The organism is Pseudomonas sp. F-14 TE3623, from assembly GCF_053629015.1.
The window spans coordinates 77,129-89,695 of sequence record NZ_JBRJHM010000001.1 but is presented as its reverse complement, the minus strand read 5'-3'; the positions used below and the strand labels follow the sequence as shown (position 1 = coordinate 89,695).

At 58.6% G+C, this 12,567-nt stretch carries 10 protein-coding genes; 6 read left to right on the top strand and 4 right to left on the bottom strand.

Annotated elements, in window-relative coordinates; genetic code table 11:
• The first annotated feature begins 90 nt into the window (after positions 1-90).
• From AB7M29_RS00395 to AB7M29_RS00370, 6 genes are all read left to right on the top strand, one after another.
• Positions 91-387 carry a hypothetical protein gene (locus AB7M29_RS00395; RefSeq protein WP_007904188.1) on the top strand — a complete coding sequence of 99 codons (297 nt, stop codon included), beginning with the start codon at positions 91-93 and terminating at the stop codon, positions 385-387.
• Between the two features lie 277 nt (positions 388-664).
• Entirely contained in the window at positions 665-2,470 is a 1,806-nt protein-coding gene (locus tag AB7M29_RS00390) for a phenylacyl-CoA dehydrogenase (RefSeq protein ID WP_454246122.1), read from the top strand.
• A gap of 227 nt (positions 2,471-2,697) precedes the next feature.
• On the top strand, positions 2,698-3,987 hold the full coding sequence (locus tag AB7M29_RS00385; protein ID WP_217857371.1) for a GGDEF domain-containing protein: 1,290 nt from the start codon (positions 2,698-2,700) through the stop codon (positions 3,985-3,987).
• 90 nt (positions 3,988-4,077) lie between these two features.
• Positions 4,078-5,874: an acyl-CoA dehydrogenase C-terminal domain-containing protein gene (locus AB7M29_RS00380; protein WP_454246121.1), complete on the top strand. Its 1,797-nt coding sequence runs from the start codon at positions 4,078-4,080 to the stop codon at positions 5,872-5,874.
• Between the two features lie 265 nt (positions 5,875-6,139).
• Positions 6,140-7,918 carry an acyl-CoA dehydrogenase C-terminal domain-containing protein gene (locus tag AB7M29_RS00375; RefSeq protein ID WP_454246120.1) on the top strand — a complete coding sequence of 593 codons (1,779 nt, stop codon included), beginning with the start codon at positions 6,140-6,142 and terminating at the stop codon, positions 7,916-7,918.
• Positions 7,919-8,282: 364 nt separating this feature from the next.
• Positions 8,283-8,441 (top strand): YqaE/Pmp3 family membrane protein, encoded by a 159-nt coding sequence (locus AB7M29_RS00370; RefSeq protein WP_007904205.1) that lies wholly within the window; start codon positions 8,283-8,285, stop codon positions 8,439-8,441.
• Between the two features lie 106 nt (positions 8,442-8,547).
• Here the strand turns inward: AB7M29_RS00370 and AB7M29_RS00365 are convergent, their stop codons facing one another.
• Genes AB7M29_RS00365 through pqqC form a run of 4 tightly spaced genes read right to left on the bottom strand, consistent with a single transcriptional unit; the run spans position 8,548 to position 12,517 of the window.
• Complete coding sequence (locus tag AB7M29_RS00365) at positions 8,548-10,380, bottom strand: S9 family peptidase (RefSeq protein ID WP_454246119.1); 1,833 nt, start codon at positions 10,378-10,380, stop codon at positions 8,548-8,550.
• Positions 10,346-11,488 carry a pyrroloquinoline quinone biosynthesis protein PqqE gene (pqqE, locus tag AB7M29_RS00360; protein ID WP_454248685.1) on the bottom strand — a complete coding sequence of 381 codons (1,143 nt, stop codon included), beginning with the start codon at positions 11,486-11,488 and terminating at the stop codon, positions 10,346-10,348. Before pqqE ends, AB7M29_RS00365 begins: the two co-directional genes overlap by 35 nt.
• 4 nt (positions 11,489-11,492) lie before the next feature.
• Complete coding sequence (pqqD, locus tag AB7M29_RS00355; protein WP_052967135.1) at positions 11,493-11,768, bottom strand: pyrroloquinoline quinone biosynthesis peptide chaperone PqqD; 276 nt, start codon at positions 11,766-11,768, stop codon at positions 11,493-11,495.
• Positions 11,765-12,517 (bottom strand): pyrroloquinoline-quinone synthase PqqC, encoded by a 753-nt coding sequence (gene pqqC, locus AB7M29_RS00350; RefSeq protein ID WP_063342344.1) that lies wholly within the window; start codon positions 12,515-12,517, stop codon positions 11,765-11,767. The genes pqqD and pqqC overlap by 4 nt, the downstream gene beginning before the upstream one ends.
• Positions 12,518-12,567: the final 50 nt, after the last annotated feature.

Below are 12,567 nucleotides of genomic sequence, written 5' to 3'. Positions count from 1 at the left end.
GGCACTGTGCCATTAGTGTTTTTGTCGGGCCTTTTGTCGGCGTGTCTGGTTCAATGGCCGCTGTTGATCCTTTGTAGGACGAGTTCCCCCATGGAAATCTCAGGAAACACCGCTTTTTATGCCGGTCTGAGCACTATTCAGACAGGGCAGAATCGAGTCGATCAGGCTTCGGGTCAGATCGCCAACAACACCATCGAGCGTTCGGTCACCAGTCAGTCCTCTGAGATTCAGGTTGATCGTCTGCGTTCGGTAGACCGCAGCCAGCAATCGGATCTGGCCAGCAACATGGTCGAGATGTCTCAGGGTAAATTCCAGGTGGAGCTCGGCGTCAAAGTCGCCAAGGCATCCGATGAAATGCTCGGTACGCTGATCGATACCTACGCCTGATCCCTCGTTGTATCCGCTACTCCAACGCCGCGCCTGTTCGCGGCGTTTTTCTGCGTAAGTCCTTCTGCCTCAACTAATCTCTCCTACATGGCGTGTTGCTCAGTCAACGACGTTGCGCAACTGTGTGGCCGAGGTTTTCATGGTGCGATGACGAACGGCAAAAGATCGGCGCTTGACAAGAATTGGGCGTAAACGTATGTTTCAAACAACTGTTTGACCGTCACAACAAATCAACGCGGTCGTTCATTCCCGGTTACATCAGCAGAGGTTTATCGCTATGCCTGACTACAAGGCCCCCTTGCGTGATATTCGCTTCGTTCGTGACGAACTGCTCGGCTACGAAGCGCACTATCAGAGCCTTCCGGCTTGTGCAGACGCAACTCCGGACATGGTTGACGCCATTCTCGAAGAAGGCGCCAAGTTTTGTGAGCAGGTGCTGGCTCCGCTGAACCGCGTGGGTGACATCGAAGGCTGCACCTGGAGCGAGTCCGGCGTTAAAACCCCGACCGGTTTCAAAGAAGCCTACAAGCAATTTGTCGAAGGTGGCTGGCCCAGCCTGGCTCATGACGTAGAGCACGGCGGCCAAGGCCTGCCTGAGTCTCTGGGTCTGGCTGTCAGCGAAATGGTTGGCGAAGCCAACTGGTCGTGGGGCATGTACCCAGGCCTGTCCCATGGCGCGATGAACACTATTTCCGAACACGGCACGCCTGAGCAGCAAGATGCTTATCTGACCAAGCTGGTTTCCGGCGAATGGACCGGCACCATGTGCCTGACCGAACCGCACTGCGGCACCGACCTGGGCATGCTGCGCACCAAGGGCGAGCCTCAGGCCGACGGTTCCTACAAAGTTTCCGGCACCAAGATCTTCATCTCGGCCGGTGAACACGACATGGCCGACAACATCGTTCATATCGTTCTGGCACGTCTGCCGGATGCACCGGCCGGTACCAAAGGCATTTCCCTGTTCATCGTTCCGAAATTCCTGCCAAACGCAGACGGCTCGATCGGCGAACGCAACGCTGTGACCTGCGGTTCCCTGGAACACAAGATGGGCATCCACGGTAACGCCACCTGCGTGATGAACTTTGACGCGGCCACCGGTTACCTGATCGGCCCGGCGAACAAAGGCCTGAACTGCATGTTCACCTTTATGAACACCGCCCGTCTGGGAACTGCGCTGCAAGGTCTGGCGCACGCCGAGATCGGCTTCCAGGGCGGCCTGAAATACGCTCGCGATCGTCTGCAAATGCGCTCCTTGACTGGCCCGAAAGCGCCGGACAAAGCCGCTGACCCGATCATCGTTCACCCTGACGTACGTCGCATGCTGTTGACCATGAAGGCTTTCGCCGAAGGCAACCGTGCGATGGTTTACTTCACCGCCAAGCAGGTCGACATCGTCAAGTACGGCGTCGATGAAGAAGAGAAGAAGAAAGCCGACGCACTGCTGGCCTTCATGACTCCGATTGCCAAAGCCTTCATGACTGAAGTCGGTTTCGAATCCGCTAACCACGGCGTGCAGATCTATGGCGGTCACGGCTTCATCGCCGAGTGGGGCATGGAGCAGAACGTTCGCGACAGCCGCATTTCGATGCTGTACGAAGGCACCACCGGTATCCAGGCACTCGACCTGCTGGGCCGTAAAGTGCTGATGACTCAAGGCGAAGCACTCAAAGGCTTCACCAAGATCGTCCACAAGTTCTGCCAGACCAACGAAGGCAACGACGCGGTCAAAGAGTTTGTCGAGCCATTGGCTGCGCTGAACAAAGAGTGGGGCGAGCTGACCATGAAGGTCGGTATGGCCGCCATGAAAGACCGCGAAGAAGTCGGCGCGGCATCGGTGGACTACCTGATGTACTCCGGTTACGCCTGCCTCGCCTACTTCTGGGCTGACATGGCGCGTCTGGCTGCCGAGAAACTGGCTGCCGGCACCACCGAAGAGGCGTTCTACACCGCCAAGCTGCAGACTGCGCGCTTCTACTTCCAGCGTATCCTGCCGCGTACCCGCACTCACGTTGTAACCATGCTGTCGGGCGCCAACAACCTGATGGACATGAAAGAAGAAGACTTCGCACTGGGTTACTAAGCCCTACGCAGTCCTTCACAAAGCCGCTGCTTCCTCGGGAGCAGCGGCTTTTTTGTGTCTGAGGCAAACGGGCTGCGCCTGTAAATATTCCTGACTAAAACGCTAAGAAGAACGCCATTGCTGCCGTTAAAGAGGATGGCGATGTGACACACGTCACATTGCACGTGCTTAGCTGCTTTGAATGCAGGCACAATGCCATCTTTGTTTGCCGGGTCGGAGCTTTACCCTTGCCGCGTTCTTCCGCTGTACGTTTCAGTCATTTTTTGCCATCGCTGCTGTTGTTGTTTGCGGGGCTTGCGGCTGCCTACGTCAAGGATCTCAACGTCTTCTTCACTTCGCTGTTCAACGTGCTGCCTACGCTGGTGCTGTTGCTCGGCGGGGCGTATTGCGCGGTTTACCGACGTCAGCGTGAACTGTTTCTGATGGTCACGGTATACACCGCCTACTTTCTGCTCGACACCCAGACCGACTATTACCGCGACAACGGCAAAGTTCGTGAAGACGCCGCCGTGGTCTTCCATCTTTGCTGTTTGTTGCTGCCGTTGCTCTTTGGCTTGTTCGCCGCTTGGCAAGAGCGTACTCATCTGTTCCAGGACATGGTGGCGCGCTTCGCCGTGTTGCTGGCGTTCGGCAGCGTGGCATTGGGGCTGGAACAAAGTTACCCACAGGCGCTGCTGATGTGGCTGTCGGAGATCCGCTGGCCAGCCCTGCATGGTGCCTGGATGAGCCTGATCCAGTTGTCCTACCCGGTATTCATCGCCTCTTTCCTGTTACTGGCCTGGCAATACTGGCGCAATCCAAGACCCTTGCATGCTGCGCAATTGGTGGGGCTGTTGGGATTGTTCTGGATGTTGCCGAAAACCTTCATCCTGCCATTCACCCTGAACATCATGTGCAGCCAGGTGATGTTGATGATCGCCGCGGCGGTTGCCCATGAGGCCTATCAGATGGCCTTCCGCGATGAGCTCACTGGCCTGCCGGGCCGCCGCGCCCTGAACGAACGCATGCAACGGCTGGGGCGCAATTACGTGCTGGCCATGGGCGACGTCGATCATTTCAAGAAATTCAACGACACCCACGGCCACGATGTCGGCGACCAAGTGTTGCGACTGGTCGCCAGCAAGCTGTCGAAAATCAGCGGGGGCGGTAGGGCCTATCGCTACGGCGGTGAAGAATTTGCTCTGGTGTTTGCAGGCAAGACCCTCGAAGAGTGCATGCCGCACCTGGAAGTCATTCGCGAATCCATCGCCACCTACAACATCCAGCTGCGCAATCAGGATAGCCGTCCTCAGGATGACCAACAGGGACGCCAGCGCCGCGCAGGCTCGGGCGCCTCGAGTGTATCGGTCACCGTCAGCATCGGTGTCGCCGAGCGGCTGGAACAGCGCTCGCCGGAAGAAGTGCTCAAATCCGCTGACCAGGCGCTCTACAGCGCCAAGGGCGCGGGGCGAAACTGTGTGATGGCTTTCGGTCAGAACCGTCGTGGCGCGGTGCGCATGGACGCCGCTGCGGGTTGAGTGATGATGGCGCATTCAGCGTCTGGACTGTGATTGTGAGGCGTGGTGCGCGGCAGTAGGTTTGAGCAATCTGCTGCCGGAGAAATGACCATGCCCGAGTACAAAGCTCCCCTGCGCGATATGCGCTTTCTGATCGACCACGTCTTCGATTTTCACAGCAACTACGCCGCGCTGGGCGCCACCGATGCCAGCCCGGACATGATCAATGCGATCCTTGAAGAAGGCGCGAAATTCTGTGAGAACGTTCTCGCTCCGCTGAACCGCAGCGGCGACGAAGAAGGCTGCCATTTCGACAACGGCGTGGTCACAACGCCTACAGGTTTCAAGCAGGCTTTCGCGCAATACGTTGAAGGCGGCTGGCATGGTCTGGCGGCAGATCCGGCTTACGGCGGCCAGGGTTTGCCAAGTTCTTTGGGGTTGGTCATCAGCGAGATGGTCGGTTCCAGCAACACCTCCTGGGGCATGTACCCCGGCCTGACTCACGGTGCGATGTCGGCGATTCACGCCCATGGCACCGAAGAACAGAAACAAACCTATCTGAGCAAGCTCACTGCCGGCCAATGGACCGGCACCATGTGCCTGACCGAAGCCCATTGCGGCACCGATCTGGGCATCATCAAGACCCGCGCTTTGCCTCAGGCCGATGGCAGTTACGCGATCTCCGGCAGCAAGATCTTTATCTCCGCCGGCGAGCACGACATGAGTGACAACATCATTCACCTGGTGCTGGCTAAACTGCCGGATGCTCCTGCCGGTACCAAGGGCATTTCGCTGTTTATCGTTCCTAAATTCCTACCTAATGCCGAGGGCGACGCGGGCGAGCGCAATGGCGTTTCCTGCGGTTCGATCGAGCACAAAATGGGCATCAAGGCCTCGGCCACCTGTGTACTGAATTTCGACGACGCCAAGGGGTTCTTGATCGGTGAGCCAAACAAGGGGCTGAACTGCATGTTCACCATGATGAACCACGCGCGGCTCGGCACCGGTATGCAAGGTTTGTGTCTGGGTGAGGCGAGCTTCCAGGGCGCGATCAAATACGCCAACGACCGCCTGCAAATGCGCTCGCTGACCGGCCCGAAAGCACCGGAAAAAGTCGCCGACCCGATCATCGTTCATCCCGATGTACGCAGGATGTTGCTGACGATGAAGGCCTTCAACGAAGGCAACCGGGCGTTGACCTATTTCACCGCGCAGTTGCTGGACGTTGCGCATCTGAGCCCGGATGAAACGGCGCGTCAGGATGCCGAAGACCTGTTGGCATTCCTGACGCCGATCTGCAAAGCCTTCATGACCGACACCGGGCTGGAGGTGACCAACCTCGGCATGCAGGTATTTGGCGGTCACGGTTTCATTCGTGAGTGGGGCATGGAGCAGTTGGTTCGCGACTGCCGGATCGCGCCGATCTACGAAGGCACCAACGGTATTCAGGCGCTGGACTTACTTGGGCGCAAAGTCCTTGGCAGTCAGGGGAAACTGCTGCGCGGCTTCACCAAAATTGTCCACAAGTTCTGTGCGGCAAACGCTGAACATCCGCAACTCGCCAGCTATGTGGCGCAGCTCAATGGTCTGAATCAGCAGTGGGGCGAGTTGACCACCAAGGTCGGCATGGCAGCGATGAAAAATCCGGATGAAGTCGGTGCCGCTTCGGTGGATTACTTGATGTACAGCGGCTACATCATCCTCGGCTACCTGTGGCTACGCATGGCGTTGGTAGCTCAGGCGCAGCTGGAGTCGGGCAGCGGCGATGCCGATTACTGCCGGGGCAAACTGGCGACCAGCGAGTTTTACTTCAAACGTTTGCTGCCACGTACCGCCGCTCATCGGGCGGCCATCGAGGCGGGCAGCGATTGTCTGATGAAGCTGCCGGCGGAGTTGTTTGCGCTCTGACGGTTAGGCTTGAAAAGCTTCGCGGGCAAGCCTCGCTCCTACGGTTTTATGTCGTTCACCTGAAATGCGTGCGACACGACCTGGAGCGAGGCTTGCCCGCGAATGCGTTTGGGCGGACCTAAGACATCCGCCTGATCTTCAGTGACTAAAAATAACAAAACAGTCATGAGTTGACCCTATGTGTCGTAAAAGTTGTTGGGGTACACTCAGACCAACGAAATCACTATTCCTACGAACCACCTGTTTAGATCTTGCGAGGTTTGCCATGGCTGACTACAAAGCGCCCCTGCGCGATATGCGCTTCGTCCTCAATGAAGTTTTCGAGGTCGCCAAACTGTGGGCCGAACTGCCTGCGCTGGCCGAGACCGTCGATGCGCAAACGGTCGAAGCCATTCTCGAAGAAGCCGGCAAGGTCACCAGCAAAAGCATCGCGCCGCTGAGCCGTGCAGCTGACGAAGAAGGTTGCCGCTGGGCTGACGGTGCCGTCACCACCCCGGCCGGTTTCCCACAGGCTTATCAGACTTACGCTGAAGGCGGTTGGGTGGGTGTCGGGGGCGATCCGACCTACGGCGGCATGGGTATGCCCAAGGCGGTTTCGGCGCAGGTCGAAGAAATGGTCAACTCCGCGAGCCTGTCGTTTGGTCTGTACCCGATGCTGACTGCCGGCGCTTGCCTGTCGATCAACGCTCACGCCAGCGAAGAGCTGAAAGCCGCGTACCTGCCGAACATGTACGCCGGTGTCTGGGCCGGTTCCATGTGCCTGACCGAGCCGCATGCCGGTACTGATTTGGGGATCATCCGCACCAAGGCCGAGCCTCAGGCCGACGGTTCCTACAAAGTCAGCGGCACCAAAATCTTCATCACCGGCGGTGAGCACGACCTGACCGAGAACATCATCCATCTGGTACTGGCCAAACTGCCGGACGCGCCAGCGGGGCCGAAAGGCATTTCGCTGTTCCTGGTGCCGAAGTTCATGGTCAATGCCGATGGCAGTCTGGGCGCACGCAACCCGGCGAATTGTGGTTCGATCGAACACAAGATGGGCATTCAGGCATCCGCGACCTGCGTGATGAACTTCGACGAAGCCGTCGGTTACCTGGTTGGTGAGCCGAACAAAGGCCTGGCGGCCATGTTCACCATGATGAACTACGAGCGTCTGGGCGTCGGTATCCAGGGCCTGGCCACTGGCGAGCGCTCGTACCAGAACGCTATCGAATACGCTCGCGACCGTCTGCAAAGCCGCTCGCCAACCGGCGCGCAGAACAAGGACAAAGTGGCTGACCCGATCATCGTCCACCCGGACGTGCGTCGCATGCTGCTGACCATGAAAGCCTCGAACGAAGGCGGCCGTGCCTTCTCCACTTACGTGGCGATGCAGCTGGACACCGCCAAGTTCAGTGAAGACGCCACCACCCGCAAACGCGCGGAAGATTTGGTGGCTTTGCTGACCCCGGTGGCCAAGGCCTTCCTGACCGACTTGGGCCTGGAAACCACGGTGCACGGCCAGCAGGTATTTGGCGGTCACGGCTACATCCGTGAATGGGGCCAGGAACAACTGGTGCGCGACGTGCGTATCACCCAGATATACGAAGGCACCAACGGTATTCAGGCGCTGGACCTTGTAGGACGCAAGATCGTTGGTAGCGGCGGGGCGTTCTACAAATTGTTCGCCGACGAGATTCGCCACTTCACCGCGACTGCCGATACAAACCTGGCGGAGTTCACCAAGCCGTTGAATGATGCGGTGGATACCCTCGACGAACTGACTGAGTGGTTGCTGGATCGGGCGAAAAACAACCCGAACGAGATCGGCGCGGCGTCGGTCGAGTATCTGCAAGCATTCGGTTACATGGCCTACGCCTACATGTGGGCACTGATGGCCAAGGCAGCCTTTGGTAAAGAAGCGCAGGACGATTTCTACGCGAGCAAACTCGGTACAGCGCGGTTCTATTTCGCACGTCTGCTACCGCGTATTCATTCATTGAGTACGTCGGTAAAGGCGGGCAGCGAATCGCTGTTCCTGCTGGACGCAGGACAATTCTGATCCTTTGACGTTGTGTAAGCATTCTCTTACATAACGTGCTGCTGTTTTCCCATAGGCGAAGATTGGATCCAGAGCTAATCTACTTCACATGGACGTCGCGCAGGAAGCGCAAAGCAACAACACGGACACGTAGGATTCTGCCAGGATGGCGGAGTGAAATGGATGTCAGGGAAACAGTCTGCAAAGCCCCGCTTCGGCGGGGTTTTCTTTTGTCTGCGAAAAAGTACTCAGCTCATTAAGGCTGAAGGCATGTAGCAGGTTTAGCGTGTAGGGTATGAGCTGAATTCGCACTGAACCCTGACGAACGGTACAGGTCGATTAGCTATATGGCTCACACGAGCCAACTTCAATCAGGAGCTACCCCATGGACTTTATTCGAATCATCATTGCCATTCTGTTGCCGCCACTGGGTGTGTTTCTGCAAGTCGGTTTCGCTGGGGCATTCTGGCTGAATATTCTGCTGACGTTGTGCGGTTACATTCCAGGAATCGTGCATGCGGTGTACATCATCGCCAAGCGCTGACATTCACGGCGTCAGGTAAATAGCATTCGCGGGCAAGCCTCGCTCCTACAGGGATAACACAATACCCGTAGGAGCGAGGCTTGCCCGCGAAGGGCGCGACGCGGTTTCAGCCCGCGAGCGCCATCACCCTTTGATAAAACAACCACTCCTGCTCCAGCGCATGGGCCTGATTGCCTGCCTTGCGAAAGCCGTGGCGCTCGTCGGCGTAGTAATGCGCTTCGACCAGAATGCCGTTGTCCTGTAGCGCAGTGACCATGTCGCGGGTCTGTTGCGGCACCACCACGGCGTCCAGTTCACCTTGAAAGAAAATCACCGGAACGCTGATGTTGTTCGCGTGCAGCAATGGCGTGCGTGCGGCGTAGCGTTCGGCGTCCAGCACCGGGTCGCCGATCAACCAGTCCAGATAATCACCTTCGAACTTGTGGGTGGCGTGGCCTAGCGCAACGGGATCGCTGACGCCATACAGACTAGCGCCCGCACGGAAGACCTTGTGAAAGGCCAGTGCGCACAACGTGGTGTAGCCACCGGCGCTGCCTCCACGGATAAACGCTTTGTCGCCGTCGATCAGCCCCCGATCGGCGAGGTAGGCCACCACCGCACAGGCATCTTCCACATCCACGTCGCCCCAGCTCAAATGCAACGCTTGGCGATACGCGCGGCCATAGCCGCTGCTGCCTCGGTAATTGAGGTCGGCCACGGCGAAGCCGCGTTGTGCCCAATACTGGATTCGCGGGTCGAACATCGGGTAGCAGGCCGAAGTCGGGCCGCCGTGAATGAACACCACCAACGGCGCTTTCGTGTCGCCGGTCATCGCCGGGTAGAAGAAACCATGGGCCTCGCCCGAACCGCTTGGATAGCGCAGGGTTTGCGGGCGGCTGATCTGTTCGGCGGGCAGCGGTGCGATACCGCCGGCCAGAACGTTGACCTGGCGTGTTTCACGGTCGATGGCAATGATTGCCGACGAACTGACCGGCGAAGCGGCGATGCAGTAGATGAACTGTTGATCCTGTGCGAGATGGCGGAAGCGGCTGTAGTCGCCCGTGAAATCGTCACGGGAACCATCGCCATGACAAAGCCCCAGTCGACCAAACCCGCCCTCGGTCCAACTCGCCAGATAAGTGTCTTCGCCCAACGGCAACCACGTGCAACCACCCAGTTGCCAAGGCGCCGGTCCATGGTCGACGGCAGCACTCGGGAGTGGACGCAGACCGTTGCCCGACTCCATCCACGGCTGCCAGAAACCGCCGCGATCCGTCAGACAAAACAGACGGCCGCTGTCATCGAATCGTGGTTGTTGCAGTGACTCCTGGGCACCGTCACCCGCCACACAGCGTGGTTGTGCAAAGGTGTGATCGCTCTGGCGCTTGGCAACCATCAGGCGAGTAGCGGTCCAGGGCTGATCCGGGCGATTCCACTCGATCCAGGCCAGACGTCGACCGTCAGGGCTCACGGTTGGAGCCGCGTAGAAATCGGCGCCTTCGGCCAGCAGATGACGTTGGCCGTCAACCAGATCGATAGCCACCAGGCGATGTCGATCGCGGTGCTCTTCCACCGCCAGCACTTGCCCGTTGGAGAAGTGCAAATCGCCGTAGCGGCATTCACTCGAAGTCAGCACCTCAGGCGCCTCACCGGTCAGTGATTGCCGGTACAGCTGCTGGTCTGCCTCGTTGACGAAAACAAGCCCATCATCGGTCAGACAAAACGCACCGCCGCCATATTCGTACACCCGGCTGCGCACACTGAAGGTAGGCGGTGTCAGGCAATGAGCCTGGCCGTCGCGCCACTGCCAGATCCGGCAGGCGGCGTCCTCGGGGCGGTATTCGTTCCAGAACAGGCCATGCTTGCCGACTTGTAACTCGGCGAAGTCGATGCCGGCCGCGACAGCCCTGGCGGCGCTTAAGGGTTCAGCTTTTGGCGATGAGGCGTGAGTTTCGTTCATTGCGAAAGGCCAGTTGTTCAATGGTCTGGGTCGCGTGTTCGGCCTCTTCGCGGGCCTTGAGAATCACGCCGTGATGTTCCGACTTGCTGCACACCGGGTCGGCGTTGCTCGCGTCACCCGTGAGCATGAACGCCTGACAGCGGCAGCCGCCGAAGTCCTTTTCTTTCTCGTCGCAGGAGCGGCACGGCTCGGGCATCCAGTCGTAACCGCGAAAGCGGTTGAAGCCGAACGAGTCGTACCAGATGTGCTGCATGCTGTGGTCGCGCACGTTAGGAAACTGCACCGGCATCTGTCGGGCACCGTGACAGGGCAGGGCGGTTCCGTCCGGTGTGACTGTCAGAAAAATGCTGCCCCAGCCATTCATACAGGCTTTCGGACGTTCTTCGTAATAGTCCGGCGTAACGAAAATCAGCTTGCACGGATGCCCTTCGGCTTCCAGTTTGGCGCGGTATTCGTTGGTGATGCGTTCGGCGCGAACCAATTGTTCTTTGGTCGGCAACAGGCCAACCCGATTGAGCTGGGCCCAGCCGTAGAACTGGCACGTCGCGAGTTCGACGAAGTCCGCCTCAAGGGCGATGCACAGCTCAATGATCCGGTCGATCTTGTCGATGTTGTGCCGATGGGTGACGAAGTTCAGCACCATCGGGTAGCCGTGAGCCTTCACCGCTCGAGCCATTTCGAGCTTTTGCGCGAAGGCCTTTTTTGAGCCGGCCAGCAGGTTATTCACTTGCTCGTCGCTGGCCTGAAAACTGATCTGGATGTGGTCCAGACCGGCCTTCTTGAAGTCGCTGATTTTCTGCTCGGTGAGACCGATGCCAGAGGTGATCAGGTTGGTGTAAAAACCCAGCTTGCGTGCCTCGGCGATCAGTTCGGCGAGGTCTTGGCGCACCAGCGGCTCACCGCCGGAAAAACCCAACTGCGCCGCGCCCATCTCCCGGGCTTCGCGAAAGACTTTGATCCACTGCTCGGTGGTCAGCTCTTTGCCCTGCTCGGCGAAATCCAGTGGATTGGAGCAGTACGGACATTGCAGCGGGCAGCGATACGTCAGCTCGGCCAGCAACCAAAGGGGCAGGCCGATTTCGGGCTTGAGCGGTAACTTGTCTGACACGGAATCAGGCAAGTTCGATCCAGTGCTGAGCACGGGCGACCTCCATGAATTGCTCGATGTCGTCACCGAGCTCAGGCACGTCGGGAAACTGCGCGCCCAGTTCGGCGATAATCGCCGCGACATCCCGCTGACCATCAATCAAACCGCCAATCAGCGCAGCGCTGTCGTTGAGTTTGATCATGCCTTCCGGGTAGAGCAGCACATGGCCTTTTTGCGCCGGTTCGTACTGGAAGCGGTAGCCGGTGCGCCATGTCGGGGTTTTGCTGCGATCGAAACTCATAAGGTAATTCCTTTATGCCAGACCCGCTGTTCGGTCACGCTGTGGTACGGCGGGCGGTTCAGTTCGTAGGCCATGCTCATGGCATCGAGCATGCTCCAAAGAATGTCCAGTTTGAACTGGAGAATTTCCAGCATGCGCTCCTGGCCTTCCCGCGTAGTGTAGTGCTGCAAAGTGATCGCCAGACCATGCTCCACATCCCGACGAGCCTGGCCCAGACGTGTACGGAAATATTCGTAACCGGCCGGGTCGATCCACGGGTAATGCTGCGGCCAGCTGTCGAGGCGCGATTGGTGGATCTGCGGCGCGAACAGCTCGGTCAGCGAACTGCTGGCGGCTTCCTGCCAACGGGCGCGGCGGGCGAAATTGACGTAGGCATCCACGGCGAACCGCACGCCAGGCAGCACTAATTCCTGAGAGCGCAGTTGATCCGGGTCGAGGCCTACCGCTTGCCCAAGACGCAGCCAGGCTTCGATGCCGCCCTCTTCGCCGGGGGCGCCGTCGTGGTCCAGCAGACGCTGAATCCATTCGCGACGAATCTCGCGGTCCGGGCAGTTGGCCAGGATAGCGGCGTCCTTGAGCGGGATGTTCACCTGATAGTAAAAGCGGTTGGCGACCCAGCCCTGGATCTGCTCGCGGGTCGCCCGGCCTTCATACATCGCCACGTGATACGGGTGATAGATATGGTAGTAGGCGCCCTTGGCGCGCAGGGCCGCTTCGAATTCGGCGGGGGACATTGCGGTGTCAGTCATTGCGGTTCTCCGGGGTACAACCCTAGATGTGTAGTGCTTGTACGGGCTTC